We start from the raw sequence: 16,285 nt of genomic DNA, 5'->3' as shown, positions 1-16,285 counted from the left end.
CATGACACCTCGCTGGCCCGGACACCCCGCCCCGATCACCCCCGGCCCCGGGCAGGAGTCGGTGTGGGACTACCCGCGCCCGCCCCGTCTGGAACCGACCGACGAGCGGATCGTCGTGCGCCTGGGCGGCGTGGTCATCGCCGACACGACGAACGCGGTCCGCGTGCTCGAGACGAGCCACCCGCCCGTCTACTACCTGCCCGTCGAGGACTTCGTCGACGGCGCCCTGATCCCGACGAGCGGCACGAGCATGTGCGAGTTCAAGGGCCGGGCGAAGTACGACGACGTCCGCGGCGGCGACGTCACGGTGCCGGGTGCCGCCTGGTACTACCCGACGCCCGAGCCCGGGTACGCCGAGCTCGTCGGCCGGGTGGCGGTCTACCCGAGCCGGATGGACTCCTGCGAGGTCGCCGGCGAACGGGTGCAGTCGCAGGCGGGCGACTTCTACGGCGGGTGGATCACCTCGAAGGTGGTCGGGCCGTTCAAGGGCGAGCCGGGCACGCTCGGCTGGTGATCCGGGTCGGACTGGAGGCTCGTGGCGGGGCCGCCACGAGCCTCCAGTCCGGTGCCCGTCAGGGCGCGATCGTCTCCAGGTCCGCCAGCAGGCTCGCGTGGGTGGGCTCCCACCCAAGTGCCCGGCGGGTGTGCTCGCTCGACGCCGGCTGGTCCATCGCGAAGATGGGTCCGAACGGGCCGAAGGTCTCGTCCGCGACCCGCTCCACCGGCAGGCCGAGCCGTCGGCCGATGACCTCGACCAGGTCGAGCACCCGGTCGCCCTCGTCGGCGACGGCGTGCCAGACGCTCCCCGCGGGGGCGGACTCGAGCGCGAGCCGGAACAGCACGGCCACGTCGCGCGCGTGCACGGCGGGCCAACGCTGCTGCCCGTCCCCCGGGTACCCCGCCACACCGGTGCGCCGGGCCGCCTGGGTCAGGAGTCCGGCGAACCCGCCGGCGCCGTCCGCGTGCACGGTGCGCGGCAGGCGGACGGCCGAGACCCGCACGCCACGGTCAGCCAGGGCCAGGGCGGCGTTGACCGATCGCGCACGCCCGGCGACCGGCCCCTCGAGTGGCAGCGGATCGGTCTCGACCGCGGCCCGTCCGGCGACCCACGGCGTCCCCGACACGACGACGAACGGGCGGTCGGAGTCGACGAGTGCGGACCCGAGCGCCGTCATCGCCGCGGACTCCTGCGCGATGGCCGCGGCGAGCCCGTCGGCGGTGTCGTACTCGTTCGGGAAGGCGAGGCTGACGACGCCCTCGGCCGCGGCCGCCTGGGCGTGCAGCAGGTCGACGTCGGCGATCGAGCCGCGGACGGACGTGGCTCCGGCAGCGGTGAGCGCGGCCGCCGAGGCGTCGGACCGGGCCAGTGCCGAGACGGTGTGCCCGGCGGCGATGAACTCGGCGACGACGGCCGTGCCGATGGTGCCGGTCCCGCCGGTGATGAAGACGTGCATGGGGGCTCCTCCAAGTGATGCGACTGTTGTCCCGTCACGGTACACCCGTGATGGGACAACAGTCCCGTCGATATGCTCGACCCATGGCACGCTGGGAACCCGGAGCACGAGAACGACTCGTCCTGGCCGCCGTCGACCTGTTCTCGGACCAGGGCTACGACGAGACGACCGTGACGCAGATCGCCGAACGCGCCGGCGTGACCAAGAGCACGTTCTTCCGGCACTTCCCCGACAAGCGTGAGCTGCTCGTCGCCGGGCAGGAGACGCTGAGCCGCCTGCTCGCCGACGGGATCACCGAGGCCCCCGCGGACAGCACGCCCCTGGCTGCCGTCGCGGCCGGGCTCGAGCGGGCCTCGGCTGAGATGGGTCCCGTGAACCGGGAACTCGGTCCACGGCTGCGGGTCGCCGTCGCCGCGAGCGCCGAGCTACAGGAGCGCGACGCCCTGAAGTCCGTCGGGATGGCGGCGGCGATGACCGATGCGCTCGTCGCCCGCGGTGTCGCCGATGCCCCGGCACGGCTGGCGAGCGAGATGGGTGTGCTCGCGTTCAAGCGGGGCTTCGAGCGGTGGTCCGGCGGGCAGACGGCCGAGGACGACGGGCTGGCCGAGCACGCCTTGGCAGCGCTGGCCGAACTCCGTGCCGCGGCAGCGTCCCTTGGCTGAGCGCGTGCGGGCCGGGGCGGTCGTCCGGTGGTCGCTCGCGGGCCTGGTCCTCGCGGTGTGCGTCGTGCTGCTCGTGCCCGCCGCCTTCGGTGTGTCGACGCTGCTCGGGCCGGCGCAGCTCGTGGCCCTGCGCGGCGTCACGGCGATCGGCCTGCTCGTCGGAGCCGGGTTCGTGCTGCTCCTCGCCGTGGTGCTGCGGCTGTTCCGGCTCCGGATCGCATGGCTGGTGGTCGCGGCGCTGGTGCTCGTCGCCAGCAGCGTCGCCCAGGTCGGCGTCGGTGCCGTCCGGGCGATCGCGCCCGGACCCGTCGACGCCCGCACCGACCTGGTGATGGCCGGCTTCAACACCGAGCACGGTCAGGTCGGCGACGCCGAGTTCGTGTCGTTCGTCCGCACCGAGGGCATCCAGGTCGTGGCGATGCCGGAGACCGATGCTTCCCGGGCCGCAGCGCTGCAGCGGGCACTCGCTCGCGCGGGGCTCGACTTCCAGCGGTTCGGGGTGCAGGTCGGCGACAGTGCGAGCACGGCGACGAGCCTGCTGGTCGACCGACGCCTGGGCGCGTACCGCCAGGCGCAGGCGGCGGCCACCACCCTCGGCTCGGTCGCCGCGGTCCCCGTGGACGGCGACGGGCCGCGGTTCGTCGCGGTGCACACGAACCCGCCCGTTCCGACGTCTGCCGACATGCGGCGGTGGCGGCACGACGTCCCCGCGGGCCTGTCCGGGTGCCGGGGGAACGCCGTGGTGGCCGGCGACTTCAACGCGACGGTCGACCATGCCGTGTTCGACGTGCCCGACGGGTGCCGCGACGTCGCTGCCAGCACGACGAGCACGGCGACGTGGCCGACCACCGCGCCGCCATGGCTCGGCGGCGCGATCGACCACGTCCTGGCGACCGACCAGTGGCGCGCCGTGCGGACCGAGGTCCGGGACGTGGGCCGCAGCGACCACCGCGCGATCGTCGCGCACCTGCACCGGATCGGCTGACCCGGGCGCCGACACGCTGCCCGGATCCGCTACAGGTCGACGCCCGCGAGCACGGCCCGGTCGCCGCGCAGCCGTACCTGCACGCTCGCGATGTCGGCTCGGGCGATGTCGGTCGACGCCGACAGCCCGCGAGCATCGGCGCCGGCAGCCGTCCACGACGCCACGGTCGAGGTGCTGCCGTCGGTGCGGACGACGACCAGGTCGTACATGACCGACCCGTCCGAGGCCCACGTCGTGCCGCCGTACGAGCATCCCCAGTCGAAGCGGGTGCCCCATTGCTCGCCGCTGACGGCGAGGTCGACGTCGAGACCGCGTTCGCCGACCATGTCGTAGCGGTCCGCTGCCGCGGCCGCGGTGGCGGTCCGTCCCGCCTGGACCGAGGCGCCGCGCTCGCCGGCGGTGCCGACGGCGAGCCCGCCGAGCACGGCGACCACCACCGCGAGACCCGCGGTGGCGGCGACCCAGACGCGACGGCGGCGACGACGGTGTCGGACGCGGTGCGCGACGGCGGCGAGGGTGCTCTCGGACCGCGTGTCGGCCCTCCCGTCCGGTTCCGCGATCTCGACCGCCTGGTCGGCCGGCAGCTTGCCGAGCAGACCGGGCAGGCCGACGAGCTCGGCGACGGCGGACGCGCAGCGGTCGCACGTCTCGAGGTGTAGCTCGTACTCCAGCCGCTCGTGCGGCGGGAGCGAGCCGAGCACGTAGGCCGCGTCCCACTCCACGTACGGGTCGTCGGGCGTCGGGTCGCCGGTCATCGGGTCACTCCTCGTTCCTGCAGTGCGAGTCGGACGGCACGCAGCCCGTAGTGCAACCGCGACTTGACGGTGCCCTCGGGGATGTCGTGACGCCGGGCGATCTCCGGCACGGTGTGCCCGAGCCAGTAGGCGTCGACGACGACGCGGCGGTGGTCCGGGGTCAGGGACGCCAGTGCGTCCGCCACCACGATCCGGTCGAGCACGGCGTCGGTGCGGTCGGACTCGGCTCGGTCGACCGTCCACTCCGAACCGGTCTCGCGGCGGTTCCGTGCCGAACGGGCCTCGTCGACGACCAGGTTCCGCGCCACGGTGAACAGCCACGCGCGGGCGCTGTCCGGGGTCCGCTCGAGCACGTTCGGCCGCTGCCAGGCGCGGACCATCGTCTCCTGGACGACGTCCTCGACCGCCTCGACCCCCGAGCCGCCCCGCGTGAGGTGCCGCACGTACCGGGTGAGCGCGTCGCCGTGCTCTCGGTAGAGCGCCTGCAGCAGCTCGTCAGCGGAACGGCTCGTCACGGTCACTTCCCGAGGTCGAGGGAGAACTCCACGGAGCCCTTCCCGTCCACGGTCACGAACCCGAGGGACGGTGCGGTCACGCCGTAGTCCTGGAAGGTCACCGGCACCGAGCCGACGACCTGCACGGTGCCGCCGTCGCCGACCGCGACCTGGGCGTCCGCGGTGACGGGCTTCTCGACGCCGTGCAGGTCCATCGTGCCGGTCAGGGTGACGTCCTGCTTCGTGCCGTCGAGCGCCTCGGACACGTCGACCGGCTTCGTCAGGGTGAAGGTCGCCGTCGGGAACTGGTCGGTCTGGAGCGCCTTGGTGCGGAAGTACTCGTCGCGGGCGGCCTCCGGCGTGCTGATCTTGCCGACCTGCACGGTCACGGTCGCCGTCGTCAGCTTCCCGCTGGCGACGGTTGCCTTCCCCTCGACGTCCTTCGTGCGACCGACCACGTTCACATCATTCCCCTGCAGGACCTCGTGCACCCGGTACCCGGCGAACGAACCGCTCTGGCTGGTCCAGGTGCCGTCCGCGTCCGACGCGTCGAGCTTGGCGGACGAGCTCGCACGGAGCGACGGGGCCGCTTCGGCCTGTGCGTTGACGGTGTTCGCGTAGATGGCCGGACCGGCAACGGCCGCCGCCGCCCCGATGACGACGACGCCCGAGGCGATGCCGATGAGGATCTTGGTGCGCTTGGTGAGTGCCATACCCGGACAACGGGACAGCGCGGCAGATGGTTCAGAACTGGACGGTCGAGTTCAGAGCCCGGTGAACTCCACGAGTCGACGGAGCAGGTCCTGGCGCAGCGGCACCGACGACCACCCGTGGTCGGCACCGTCGACCGGGACGAACCTCGCGCCCTCGAGGAGCTCGCCGTACCGCCGGCCGTACTCGACCGGCACGATCGTGTCGTCGGTGCCGTGCACGACCATCGCCGGTCCGCGGTACCCCGCCGCGACGCCGTACACGTCGAGCCCCGCCTGCACCTCGTCGATGAACGCCGGCCCGAGCGCGGTGCCGCCGAAGTCGAACCAGCCGCGCTCGCGGACCGGGGCGATCGGCTGGCCCATGATCGCGTCGTGCACGGTGATGTCGTCGACCACCACCCCCGCGGGCGACCACAGGGTCAGGGAGCGGACGAGTTCCGGCACCCCGGCCGCGGCCATCGCCGACTCGACCGCGCCCAGGCTGTGCGCCACGACGTGCACCGGGCCGCCCGCGTCGACGGCGAGGTGCTCGATCATCGTGGTGACCTGGGCGACCTCGTCGCCGATGGTGACGTCGAGGAAGTCCCCGTCGCTCACGCCGTGACCGAGCCGCGAGTAGGTGCGGACCCCGACACCGCGTCCAGCCAGGGCACGGGCGGTCTGCACGAACAGCTGACGCGCGCCGGTGTCCGAGTCGCCGAAGCCGTGGACGAGCAAGACCGCGGGCGAGCCCGGGCGGACGTGGCCGTACTCCCAGCCGCGGATGACGTGTCCTCTGTGGGCGAGGGTGACCGGCGTCATCGAGGTGTCGGTCACGGTCAGTTGCTCCGGTCGGCGAACCCGGCGGGCAGGTCGCCAGGCGCGGTGTCGATCACGGTCTCGTCATCCTGGCCGACGTGCTCGAACAGTGTGATGTGCGCGAACTCCGGGACGACGTAGATCGGGTACGTCGGGCCCTGGTCCCGGTACTCGCGCATGCGGTCGAGGTGGTCGTTCTGGAACAGCACGGTCTTGCTGCCGTCCTGCTCCACCCAGTGCGGGAAGAAGATCGTGCCGTGCAGCACGCGCTCGCCAGGCACGACGTTCACGACGACACTGGTGCCGGTCGGCTCGTTCCACGACACCTTGTAGACGCCCGCGGTCAGGACGACCAGGTCGACCTGCTGGTCCTTGACCCAGCGACCGCCGACCATGCCGGTGTGGATGCGGTAGTCGATCGTCGTGGCGTTCTTGACGTACATCTCGTACTGCCAGCCGTTGGCGTAGGTGTAGATGAGCCGGTGTCCGACGATGCCGGAGAGGTCCTGGGTCGGGACGGGGGACGCAACGCTCGTGGTGATGGTCATGGTCCGAGTTTGCTCCCGAACTGCGTTTGTTGCAAGCGCTTTTCGTGGCGATACCCTGAGGAAGTGGACACGCCGAGAACCGAACCGGACCTGGCGTCCGTGGCGCGGCAGCTGAGCGCAGAGATCGGACCGTTCCGCCGCGCCCTGCTGACCACCGCACGACGGACGGGCGCGCTGCCGGACATCCCGGACGCCCAGATCGAGGTGCTCCGCCGCCTGGACGAGGACGGCTGGTCCAGCCCGACGCAGCTCGGTCGCGCCCTCGGCCTCGCCCGTTCGACGGTCAGCAACCTGGTCGCCGCGATGCAGCGCGACGGCCTGGTCGATCGCCGTCTGGCCACGGGCGACGGACGGAGCACCGAGGTTGGGCTGACCGAGCTGGCCAGGGAACGTCTGTCGGTCTACGACGCCGCCGCTGAACGCGTCCTGATGGCTGCGATGGGTGCCATGTCCACCGACGCACAGGCCGCGTTGGCCGCCGCTCTGCCGCGTTTCGCCGAGCTGCGGCGCGCCCTCGAGTCGAGGGGGCCGATGGTCGACGGCACCCCCGGTCCGACGGCCCGGCCCGGCCCGGCGACCCGGCCGACTGACGCGGCCGACTGACGCGGCCGAGCTCGCCGCTGGACCGAGGTTCAGATCTGCGGATGACGGATCCGGTTCCAGATCTCCGGGGATCGGCAACCAGATTCGTCATCGCGGCGAACGAGGATGCGTCCCCCTTCGGGCATGGCAGAGCGGCGGGTGGCGGGCGGCGGAGCGTCACCACCAGGGCGTCGACGGCCAGGACCGGCCACCGCCCGAGCGCGCCACACCAGACGTCCGACCTCGCCCGGGAACTTCGCCATGGCGACCGGGACCCACCCCGATACTTCTGGCTCAGGGGCAGCTGAGTCCCGGAGTCCCCAGGCGACGTGACACTGCACCGCGCCCAGACATAGGATGTCTCACGCCCGCGACACCGCCGTCGCCGAGCTGCCGCGCAACCGATCGGAGCACGTCGTGCACGAACCGCTCACCCCGCTCGACCCGACCACCCTGCCCGAGCCCGTCGACGTGTCCGACAACACCGCGGCGCTCGCAGCGGTCGACGACGTCGTCCGCTCGGGCCCGTACGACGCCACGTGGGAGTCCCTGCAGCAGTACCGTGCACCGCTCTGGTACCAGGACGCCAAGTTCGGGATCTTCATCCACTGGGGCGTCTTCTCGGTGCCGGCGTTCCGCAACGAGTGGTACTCCCGTGACATGTACCGCGCCGGGACGCCCGAGTACGAGCACCACCGCGAGACCTACGGCAGCCAGGCGGACTTCGGCTACAAGGACTTCATCCCGTCCTTCACGATGGAGCACTTCGACGCAGCGGCCTGGGTGCGGGTGTTCCGCGAGGCCGGCGCACAGTTCGTCGTCCCCGTCGCCGAGCACCACGACGGCTTCACGATGTACGACACCGACCGCTCGCGGTGGAGTGCCGCGCAGCTCGGCCCGCAGCGCGACGTGTTCGGCGAGCTGCTCGTCGCCGCGGACGCCGCGTGGATGGTCCGCGGGGCGTCGTCCCACCGCGCCGAGCACTGGTTCTTCATGAACGGCGGCACGAAGTTCGCCTCCGACGTGCTCGACGAGCGCTACAGCGACTTCTACGGCCCGGCGCAGCGCGAGGAGACCGCTCCGAACGAGCGGTTCCTGGAGGACTGGCTGCTCCGCACGGTCGAGCTGATCGACAAGTACCGCCCGCAAGTGCTCTGGTTCGACTGGTGGATCGAGCAGCCCGCGTTCCAGCCCTATGTCCGCACCCTGGCGGCCTACTACTACAACCGTGCGGCCGAGTGGGGGCGCGAGGTGGTCATCAACTACAAGTGGGAGACCTTCGCCCCCGGCAGCGCCGTCTACGACATCGAACGTGGTGCGATGGGCAGCACGCCAGAGGCCGTGTGGCAGAACGACACCGCGATCGCGAAGACCGCCTGGAGCTGGATCGAGGGCCACGACTACAAGACCGTGCGGGACCTGGTCGCGGAGCTCGTCGACGTCGTCGCGAAGAACGGCGTCCTGCTGCTCAACACCGGCCCGAAGCCGGACGGCACGCTGCCCGAGGAGGAGGTCCGGATCCTGCGTGGCATCGGCACCTGGTTGGCGCGGAACGGCGAGGCGATCTACGGCACCCGCCCCTGGACGATCTCGGGCGAGGGCCCGACCACCCGTCCGGCCGGGTCGTTCGTCGATGCCGAGGCCATCGTCTACACCGCCGAGGACGTCCGCTTCACGACACGACACGACGTCACCGGCGAGGCCGTCTACGCGACGCTGCTCGCCGATCCGGCCGACGGGGTGGCCCGCATCCGCGCGCTCGGCTCGGCCTCCGGACTGCTCGGGCACGAGATCCGGTCGGTCGCCGTCCTGGGCCACGACGGCGACGTCGCGTGGGAGCAGCGTCCCGACGCCCTCGTGGTACAGCTCGACGGTGTCGACAGCGTCGACTCCGGACCCGTCGTCCGGGTCCGGCTCGCGCCGACGGTCACCCCGGAGCGGACGGACTTCCTGCACCAGTGACGCGATGGTGACGAATGACGGACGGGAGGCCCGTGGCGGTGTCGCCACGGGCCTCCCGTTCCGTCGTGTGGTTGCGGCTACCCGACGGTGGCCGGCACGCGCGTCGGCATCAGGGTGACGGGGACCGCCTTGGACACGGGCGTGTTGCTGCCCTTCGCGGCGCTGTCCAGGGGGACGAGCACGTTCGCCTCGGGGAAGTACGCGGCCGCGCAGCCGCGCGCACTCGGGTACTCGACGACGCGCCAGCCGTGCAGCACCCGCTCGACGTCGTCGTGCCACACCGTCGTGACGTCGACGAGCTGCCCGTCCGTCAGGCCCAGGTCAGCCAGGTCGAGCGGGTTGACGAACACGACGTGCCGGCCCTTCTTGATGCCGCGGTACCGGTCGTTCAGGCTGTAGATGGTGGTGTTGTACTGGTCGTGCGAGCGCAGCGTCTGCAGCAGCAGCGTGCCCTCGGGTCGCTCGACGTGCTCGAGCTCGTTGACCGTGATCATCGCCTTGCCGGTCGCGGTCTCGAACGTGCGCGAGTCGCGCGGGCCGTTCGGCAGGACGAAGCCCTCCTTGCTGCCTGCGCGTCGCGAGTAGTCGTCGAAACCGGGGACGACGCGGCTGATGTGGTCGCGGATGACGCCGTAGTCGGCCTGCATCGCCGACCAGTCGATCGGCACGCGGTCACCGAGGGTCGCGCGGGCGAGTTCGCAGACGATCGCGACCTCGGAGAGCAGCCCTGGTGCGACCGGCGGGACCTGGCCGTGGCTGCCGTGCACGGAGCAGACGGTGTCCTCGACCGAGACGAACTGCGGGCCGGACGCCTGGACGTCGATCTCGGTGCGGCCCATGGTCGGCAGGATCAGGGCCTCGTCACCGACGACCGCGTGCGACCGGTTGAGTTTGGTCGACACCTGGACGGTCATCTCGGTGCCGCGGAACGCCGCCTCGGCGAGCTGCGTGTCCGAGATGGCGGCGACGAGGTTGCCGCCCATGCCCATCCAGAACTTGACCTCGCCGCGCTGCATCGCCGTGATGCCCTTGAGCGCGTCGACGCCGTGCTCGCGCGGGGGTTCGAAGTGGAACTCCTTGGCCAGGGCGTCGAGGAACGTGTCCGGCATCTGCTCCCAGATGCCCATCGTGCGGTCGCCCTGCACGTTGCTGTGCCCGCGGATCGGCGAGGCACCGGCGCCGGGACGGCCGATGTTCCCGCGCAGCAGCAGCAGGTTGATGATCTCCTTGATGGTGTCGACGGCCTTGGTGTGCTGCGTGATGCCCATCGCCCAGGTGATGATCGTCCGCTTCGACTTCAGGTAGCGGGCGGCGACCTCGTCGATCTCCGCGATCGTCAGGCCGGTCGCGCGGACCACCTCGTCGTCGTCGACCCGCAGGGCGTGCTCGACGAAGTCCTCGTAGCCGCTCGTGTGCTCGGCGATGAAGGCGTGGTCGACGACGGTGCCCGGGGCGGCCTGCTCCGCCTGGATCACGCGCTTCGAGATCGCCTGCAGCAGGGCCATGTCGCCGCCGAGTCGGATCTGCAGGAACTGGTCGGCGATCTGGGTGCCGTGGCCGACGATGCCGCGGACCTTCTGCGGGTTCTTGTAGCGCCGCAGACCGGCCTCAGGCAGCGGGTTCACGGCGACGATCTCGGCGCCGCCCTGCTTGGCGTCCTCGAGGGCGGTGAGCATGCGCGGGTGGTTCGTGCCCGGGTTCTGGCCCATCACGATGATGAGCTCGGTCTCCTCGAAGTCGTCGTAGGCGATCGTGGACTTGCCGATCCCGACGGTCTCGGCCATCGCCAGGCTGGTGGACTCGTGGCACATGTTCGAGCAGTCCGGCAGGTTGTTGGTGCCGAAGGCCCGGACGAACAGCTGGTAGACGAAGGCGGCCTCGTTCGAGGTGCGGCCCGAGGTGTAGAACGACGCCTCGTCGGGGCTGGCCAGGCCGTTCAGCTTCGCGCCGATGATCTCGAACGCACGCTGCCAGCTGACGGGCTCGTAGTGGTCCTTGCCGGCGGGCTTCCACACCGGTTCGGTCAGACGGCCCTGCATGCCGAGCCAGTACTCGGTCTTGTCGAGCAGGTCGGTGATCGAGTGCTCCGACCAGAAGGTCCGCGGCACGAGCACCGGGTTGGCCTCCCACGTGACGGCCTTCGCGCCGTTCTCGCAGAACTCCGCGACCTTGCGGTGGTCGGGGTCCGGCCAGGCGCAGCTCATGCAGTCGAAGCCGCCCTTCTGGTTCAGGGAGGTCATGAGCTTGAGGGTCCGGGCCACGCCGAGCTGCTTGATCGCGGGGTCCATCGAGTGCAGGACCCCCGGCACGCCGGCTGCCCACTCCTTCGGCTCGCCGACGGTCATGTCGGCATCGGTCACGTCGTCGACGGGGGGCTGCTCGGTCATGATGCGCTCACGGTGTCTCGGGGGGCGGTTGTGGGCTCGGGCTCGGGCTCGGGCTCGGGCTCGGGCTCGGGCTCCATGATGCGTTCGGGTCGGCTGTAGACGACCATGCTCTGGCCGCGCAGGAAGCCGACGATGGTGACGCCGACCTCGGCCGCCAGGTCGACGGCGAGCGACGACGGCGCGGACACGGCCGCCAACACGGGGATGCCGGCCATCGACGCCTTCTGTGTCAGTTCGAAGCTGGCGCGGCCGGAGACCATGAGCACCATGCCGGTCAGGGGCAGCAGGTCCTCCTTCACCGCCCACCCGATCACCTTGTCGACGGCGTTGTGGCGGCCGACGTCCTCGCGCAGCACGAGCATCCGGCCGGTCCGTCCGTCGAACAGCGCCGCCGCGTGCAGGCCGCCGGTCTTCTCGAACACCGCCTGCGCCGCGCGGAGCTGCTCCGGGAAGTCCGCCAGCAGCGCGGGGTCGAGCACCAGGTCGTCGTGCAGGACCGCGTGCTGCGACTTCGTCCGGACGGCGTCGATGCTCGCCTTGCCGCACAGGCCGCACGAGCTCGTCGTGTAGAACGCGCGCTCGAGGCTCGGGTCCGGCGCGGGGACGCCCGGCGCCAGCGTGACGTCGAGCACGTTGTACGTGTTCAGGCCCTCGTCAGTCGCACCGGCGCAGTACCGCGCGGCGAGGAACTCGTCGCCCGTCGCGATGACGCCCTCGGAGACCAGGAAGCCCGCCGCCAGGTCGAAGTCGCTGCCCGGCGTGCGCATCGTGATCGCGAGTGCGGTGCCGCCGACGCGGATCTCGAGCGGTTCCTCGACGGCCAGGACGTCGTCCCGCACCGCCCGTGAGGTCCCGACGGTCACGCGGGTGACGCGCTTGCGCGCCGTGATGCGGTTCATGGGTCGGGTCTACCACCCCGGTGGGCGCGGACCAAGGGCCACGGTCAGCCGACGCGCATCACGACCAGGGCAGCGGCAGCGTGGGCACGACGTCCCCGGCCGTCCCGCCGCCGGTCGGGACGACCATCAGCCCGTCCGCGTCCGCCAGGCCCCGAAGCATCGCGGAGGTCTGCCGGCTCGCCGGGACCGCCCGCGCGACGCCGTCCGGGTGGTCGTCACGGACGTACGCCAGCACCAGGGAACCCGGTCGGTCGTTGGGCACGTCGACCGCCAGGCGGACCGTCGACGTGCTCGCGACCGGTCGACCGAGCATCCCCGCCACCAGCGGCGCACCGAGCAGGACCATGCCGACCATCGCGGCCATCGGGTTGCCGGGCAGGCACAGGTACAGGGTGTCCTCGCGGCGCGCCAGCAGCATCGGGCGACCCGGGCGCACCTGGACCCGGTCGAGCAGCAGGTGGGCGCCGATCGCCTCGAGGGCACCGCGGACGTGGTCGGTCGACGAGCCGGCGGTCCCGCCCGTGGTGACGACGAGCCGTGCGGTGCTGTCGGCGAGCGCCGTCGTGGTGGCGTCGCGGTCGTCGGTGACGCGCAAGGACTCGACCGGGTCGGCGCCGAACGCGCGGAGGATCCCCGGCAGGGTGTGGGTGAAGACGTCGCGGACCTGTCCCGGGCGCGGGACGCCGGTACCGACGATCTCGTCGCCGAGCACCGCGACCCGGACGGTCGGGGCGACGGCGACGGACACGTGGTCGACGCCGGACGCCGCCGCGAGTGCCGCCCGGGGTGGGGTCAGCACGGAGCCGGCGCGGAACAGCAGGTCGCCCAGCGCGACCTCCTCGCCCGCGGGCCGGATGTGCCGCCGAGCCGTCGCGGCGTGCCGGACGAGCCGTCCGGCGTCGTCCACGTGGGCGTCCTCGGACCGCACCACGCGCGTCGTGCCCGGTGGCACCGGCGCACCGGTCGTGACGGGGCGGGCCTGACCGGACTCGAGGGTCTGCGTCGACGGGGCCGCGCCGGCGACGATCGCCGTGCCGAGCCTCCAGGGCGGGTCGCCCGCGACGGCCCAGCCGTCCATGGCGGCACCGTCGTGCCCCGGGACGGCACCCGGCGCGCGCACGTCGGCCGCGAGCGTGCGGCCGAGCGCGGCGGTCAGGTCGACCGCGACGGGTGCCCCGGCGCACAGCGCACCCTGGCGGTGGGCCTCGTCGCGCGCCGCCGTCCAGGACAGGTCCGACGTCACCGGGCGGCGTCGCCGTCCGTGCCGCGTGCGAGCGCCCGCTCGGTCGCCAGGCGCGCGGTGTCGGCGATGTCCGCCGGCGCTCCCCCGCGCAGTCCGGCCGCGTAGCCGACCAGGAACGTGGTCAGGGGTGCGGCGGGCCGGGCCACCCCGTGCGCCGCGTCACGAGCCAGGTCGAGGACGACGTCGATGTCGAGGTGGAAGTCGTCGGGCAGTCCGAGCGCCTCGGCGAGCTCGGTCGTCCACGCCGTGAGGACGTCGTCGGTGGTCATGGGTTCAGTCAAGCAGCCGGGCGACGTCCTCGGCGCTGTCGATGTCCGCGCAGAGCACCGACGGCAGCGGGACCTCGACCAGGTCGAGCGCGGCCAGGAGTCGTCGCATCGACAGGTCCTCCAGGCCGCCCGACGCTTCGCGCAGCCGGTCGAGGGCATCGCCGAGCGCCTCCGTGCGGTAGAGCGCGAGCAGCGGTTGGCGTCGGCCGTCCTCGTCGACCGCGATGCACCCGTCGCGCGGCGCGGTCGCGCCGGCGCCGTCGAGCAGCAGGGCGGTGGCCCGCTCGGGGTGGACCAGGTCGCACGCCAGCACCAGCGTCCACACCGAGCCCGTGGGCACGGCGGCGAGCCCGGCGGCCAGGGCCGCGACCGGGCCGGCGAAGGGCGGGTCCTCGCGGGTCCGGACGATCGTGTGCGGGCCGAGCCGGGCCTCCTGGGCGTCCCGGCGTGCGTCGTGACGCGCGCCGACCAGCACGACCTGCGCCGCTCCCGAGGCCGCGGCGAGCGCGTGGTCGAGCAGGGTGGCGCCGTCCGCGACGAGCGCGGACTTGTCGACGCCGCCGAGCCGGGAGGCGCGTCCCCCGGCCAGCAGGACGGCGTCATGGAGCAGCGGGGTGGCGTCGTCGACCATGGTCGGCACCCTACGCGGAGTCGCCTCCTCGCTTGCGGTCGGAGTCGGTTGGCCCGGTGACCGGGTCAGTTGACCTGCTTCTGTGTACACTTGACCCGGATCCGTGTACAACACGGCGGGATGGAGGCTCCCGTGCAACTGGCGTCACCGCTGACATCGCTCGTCGGAGCGTCGCAGGCAGCAGCGCTCCGCGTGCTTGCCCGCACGAACTCCGGCATGACCGGTCGTCAGGTGGCTCGCGTCGCCGACCTCGGCAACACCGGGATCAAACGCGCTCTGGACAAACTCGAACAGGCTGGTCTCGTCACCGTCGACCGTGGCTTGCACAGTTCGAGCTACCACGTGAACCAGGACCACGTGCTGTGGCCGGCCCTGCGTCTGGCACTCGACGCCCCACAGCTGCTCGACCAGCGGATCCGGGACTTCGTCGAGCAGTCCGGCGTCGACGTCGTCACCGTCGCGGTGTTCGGTTCCGTCGCACGAGGAGACGCGACGGAGGAATCCGACGTGGACCTGGCCGTCATCTACCCCGGCGATCCGGACGAGCACCTGTCCGTCGAGCTCGGTGGGCACGTCGAGCGCTGGACGGGCAACGACTGCCAGGTGTTCGACGTCTCGCGGGCAGAGCTGTCGAGGATGGTCGCCGAGGCTGACCCGCTCATCGAGTCCTGGCGTCGTGACGCGCGCACGATCGTGGGCAGCGACCTGCGCGGCCTCATCTGATGGCCGCACGGACCAGGGCGATGAGCGCGCATGACGTCCGGGTGCGTCGCGACGACGCGCGGTCGTTCCTGGAGACGGCTCGGCTGCTCGTCGAGTGCGACGTCCAGGCAGACTGGACGACCGCGGGTTCGAACGCCGTGCTCGGCGGGATCGCGGCGTCCGATGCGATCTGCGGGGCGGTGCTCGGCGAGCACCACAACGGGGAAGACCACCGCGAGGCGAAGCGGCTCCTCGACCGCGCGACCTCGCCCGACACCACACCGGGCGTGAACCTCAAACGCCTGGTCGACGAGAAGACGAACTACCAGTACTCGTCCGCGCGCGTCACGCTGGCAGGTACTCGGAGACTCATCACGGCGCTCGAGCGGCTCGTCGAGAAGATGGACGCGGTTCTCCAGGGCTGACCGGATCAGCGATGGCCAGCCGCCCGGTCTCGCCCTGCGTGATCGATCGCCGCTACAGGAGCATCTGGTGGAACAGCGCCACCGACCGGGTGATGCCGACGACTGCGCCGATGACGGACACCGCCATGAGGACCCACAACGGCCACATCGCGCGCCCCGGGGCGACCTTGCGCACGACGACGTACCGGCCGATGACGTAGACGATCGAGGACAGGAACACCCACGGCCAGGGGAACGGGCGAACGACGCCGCGGCGGGTCAGCGCACGGTGGTCGAAGAACGCCAGGAGCACGTTCGCGGCGTAGAGGAGCAGACTCGCTCCCTGCACCAGCAGGTACCCGGCGGTGTAGATCGACGTCGGATCGATGCTCCGGATGTGCGACGGGCCGATGGACTCGTACCGGAAGTGCGGCTGGTAGGTGAGCAGCAGCGGCACGGTGACCAGGGGGAGCAGCGCGAGCACCCACACGAAGACCGTGTCGGTCCGCGTGGTGTCAGCGATCCGCGGGCGAGGGATCTGCGACAGCGGCGGTCCGAGCTGTTGCGTCCACTGCGTGCCGTCCCACCAGCGGGTCCCGTACCGGCCGGACGGGTCCGGGTACCAGCCCGGAGGCGTGACAGACGACATCGGCAACTCCTCGAACGTGGACGGTCTTCGATCCAGCGTTCGACGGTAGACCTGCGCCGATGCAGTCGGACGGTCTGGAACATGACGAGTGTTTCAGGTTGGCAATCCTCGTCGTCCAGGGGAACCGTTGCTCGCCCCGGTGCGGCTC

The 16,285-nt window shown here is 71.9% G+C and carries 19 protein-coding genes; 7 read left to right on the top strand and 12 right to left on the bottom strand.

Annotated elements, in window-relative coordinates:
• Position 1: 1 nt before the first annotated feature.
• Positions 2-514: a DUF427 domain-containing protein gene (locus DEJ13_RS03515; RefSeq protein ID WP_111106828.1), complete on the top strand. Its 513-nt coding sequence runs from the start codon at positions 2-4 to the stop codon at positions 512-514.
• Positions 515-572: 58 nt separating this feature from the next.
• Here DEJ13_RS03515 and DEJ13_RS03510 read toward each other — a convergent pair whose 3' ends face one another.
• Positions 573-1,454: an NAD-dependent epimerase/dehydratase family protein gene (locus tag DEJ13_RS03510; RefSeq protein WP_111106827.1), complete on the bottom strand. Its 882-nt coding sequence runs from the start codon at positions 1,452-1,454 to the stop codon at positions 573-575.
• A gap of 83 nt (positions 1,455-1,537) precedes the next feature.
• Between DEJ13_RS03510 and DEJ13_RS03505 the strand changes: the two genes are divergently transcribed.
• Together DEJ13_RS03505 and DEJ13_RS03500 are read left to right on the top strand one after the other, a co-directional pair.
• Positions 1,538-2,116 carry a TetR/AcrR family transcriptional regulator gene (locus DEJ13_RS03505; protein ID WP_111106826.1) on the top strand — a complete coding sequence of 193 codons (579 nt, stop codon included), beginning with the start codon at positions 1,538-1,540 and terminating at the stop codon, positions 2,114-2,116.
• Positions 2,109-3,101, top strand: a complete 993-nt coding sequence (locus DEJ13_RS03500) for an endonuclease/exonuclease/phosphatase family protein (protein ID WP_146245228.1) — start codon at positions 2,109-2,111, stop codon at positions 3,099-3,101. Before DEJ13_RS03505 ends, DEJ13_RS03500 begins: the two co-directional genes overlap by 8 nt.
• 29 nt (positions 3,102-3,130) lie before the next feature.
• Here the strand turns inward: DEJ13_RS03500 and DEJ13_RS03495 are convergent, their stop codons facing one another.
• Genes DEJ13_RS03495 through DEJ13_RS03475 form a run of 5 tightly spaced genes read right to left on the bottom strand, consistent with a single transcriptional unit; the run spans position 3,131 to position 6,409 of the window.
• A complete protein-coding gene (locus tag DEJ13_RS03495) occupies positions 3,131-3,856 on the bottom strand; it encodes an anti-sigma factor family protein (RefSeq protein ID WP_111106824.1) in 726 nt (241 codons plus the stop codon).
• On the bottom strand, positions 3,853-4,377 hold the full coding sequence (locus DEJ13_RS03490) for a sigma-70 family RNA polymerase sigma factor (RefSeq protein WP_111106823.1): 525 nt from the start codon (positions 4,375-4,377) through the stop codon (positions 3,853-3,855). The genes DEJ13_RS03495 and DEJ13_RS03490 overlap by 4 nt, the downstream gene beginning before the upstream one ends.
• Positions 4,374-5,063, bottom strand: a complete 690-nt coding sequence (locus DEJ13_RS03485; protein WP_111106822.1) for a YceI family protein — start codon at positions 5,061-5,063, stop codon at positions 4,374-4,376. The genes DEJ13_RS03490 and DEJ13_RS03485 overlap by 4 nt, the downstream gene beginning before the upstream one ends.
• A 51-nt stretch (positions 5,064-5,114) precedes the next feature.
• Positions 5,115-5,879: an alpha/beta hydrolase gene (locus tag DEJ13_RS03480; protein WP_258374086.1), complete on the bottom strand. Its 765-nt coding sequence runs from the start codon at positions 5,877-5,879 to the stop codon at positions 5,115-5,117.
• Between the two features lie 2 nt (positions 5,880-5,881).
• Positions 5,882-6,409: a phenolic acid decarboxylase gene (locus DEJ13_RS03475; RefSeq protein WP_111106821.1), complete on the bottom strand. Its 528-nt coding sequence runs from the start codon at positions 6,407-6,409 to the stop codon at positions 5,882-5,884.
• Between the two features lie 63 nt (positions 6,410-6,472).
• Between DEJ13_RS03475 and DEJ13_RS03470 the strand changes: the two genes are divergently transcribed.
• Positions 6,473-7,012, top strand: a complete 540-nt coding sequence (locus DEJ13_RS03470) for a MarR family winged helix-turn-helix transcriptional regulator (protein WP_111106820.1) — start codon at positions 6,473-6,475, stop codon at positions 7,010-7,012.
• 336 nt (positions 7,013-7,348) lie between these two features.
• Positions 7,349-8,953 (top strand): alpha-L-fucosidase, encoded by a 1,605-nt coding sequence (locus DEJ13_RS03465; protein WP_111106819.1) that lies wholly within the window; start codon positions 7,349-7,351, stop codon positions 8,951-8,953.
• 77 nt (positions 8,954-9,030) lie between these two features.
• On the opposite strand, the gene DEJ13_RS03460 is transcribed toward DEJ13_RS03465, so the two are convergent.
• From DEJ13_RS03460 to mobA, 5 genes are read right to left on the bottom strand one after another with little or no spacing between them, the layout of a single operon-like run.
• Positions 9,031-11,340 carry an FdhF/YdeP family oxidoreductase gene (locus DEJ13_RS03460; protein ID WP_258374085.1) on the bottom strand — a complete coding sequence of 770 codons (2,310 nt, stop codon included), beginning with the start codon at positions 11,338-11,340 and terminating at the stop codon, positions 9,031-9,033.
• The gene (fdhD, locus tag DEJ13_RS03455) at positions 11,337-12,239 is read right to left on the bottom strand and encodes a formate dehydrogenase accessory sulfurtransferase FdhD (RefSeq protein WP_111106818.1); all 903 of its coding nucleotides are present in this window, start codon (positions 12,237-12,239) and stop codon (positions 11,337-11,339) included. The genes DEJ13_RS03460 and fdhD overlap by 4 nt, the downstream gene beginning before the upstream one ends.
• 58 nt (positions 12,240-12,297) lie before the next feature.
• Positions 12,298-13,482: a molybdopterin molybdotransferase MoeA gene (locus tag DEJ13_RS03450; RefSeq protein ID WP_111106817.1), complete on the bottom strand. Its 1,185-nt coding sequence runs from the start codon at positions 13,480-13,482 to the stop codon at positions 12,298-12,300.
• Positions 13,479-13,751 carry a DUF6457 domain-containing protein gene (locus DEJ13_RS03445; RefSeq protein WP_056122756.1) on the bottom strand — a complete coding sequence of 91 codons (273 nt, stop codon included), beginning with the start codon at positions 13,749-13,751 and terminating at the stop codon, positions 13,479-13,481. The genes DEJ13_RS03450 and DEJ13_RS03445 overlap by 4 nt, the downstream gene beginning before the upstream one ends.
• Positions 13,752-13,755: 4 nt before the next feature.
• The gene (mobA, locus tag DEJ13_RS03440) at positions 13,756-14,382 is read right to left on the bottom strand and encodes a molybdenum cofactor guanylyltransferase (protein ID WP_258374084.1); all 627 of its coding nucleotides are present in this window, start codon (positions 14,380-14,382) and stop codon (positions 13,756-13,758) included.
• A gap of 132 nt (positions 14,383-14,514) precedes the next feature.
• Between mobA and DEJ13_RS03435 the strand changes: the two genes are divergently transcribed.
• Both DEJ13_RS03435 and DEJ13_RS03430 read left to right on the top strand, forming a co-directional pair.
• Positions 14,515-15,105 (top strand): nucleotidyltransferase domain-containing protein, encoded by a 591-nt coding sequence (locus tag DEJ13_RS03435; RefSeq protein ID WP_181437020.1) that lies wholly within the window; start codon positions 14,515-14,517, stop codon positions 15,103-15,105.
• Between the two features lie 20 nt (positions 15,106-15,125).
• Entirely contained in the window at positions 15,126-15,509 is a 384-nt protein-coding gene (locus DEJ13_RS03430) for a hypothetical protein (protein WP_111106815.1), read from the top strand.
• A gap of 52 nt (positions 15,510-15,561) precedes the next feature.
• Here the strand turns inward: DEJ13_RS03430 and DEJ13_RS03425 are convergent, their stop codons facing one another.
• Entirely contained in the window at positions 15,562-16,137 is a 576-nt protein-coding gene (locus tag DEJ13_RS03425; protein ID WP_111106814.1) for a DUF2510 domain-containing protein, read from the bottom strand.
• Positions 16,138-16,285: the final 148 nt, after the last annotated feature.

Origin of the sequence: Curtobacterium sp. MCLR17_007, from assembly GCF_003234655.2 — a bacterium.
Taxonomy (GTDB): Bacteria; Actinomycetota; Actinomycetes; order Actinomycetales; family Microbacteriaceae; genus Curtobacterium.
Note: the sequence above shows the minus strand (reverse complement) of the source record. Positions and strands in the feature narration are given on the sequence as shown.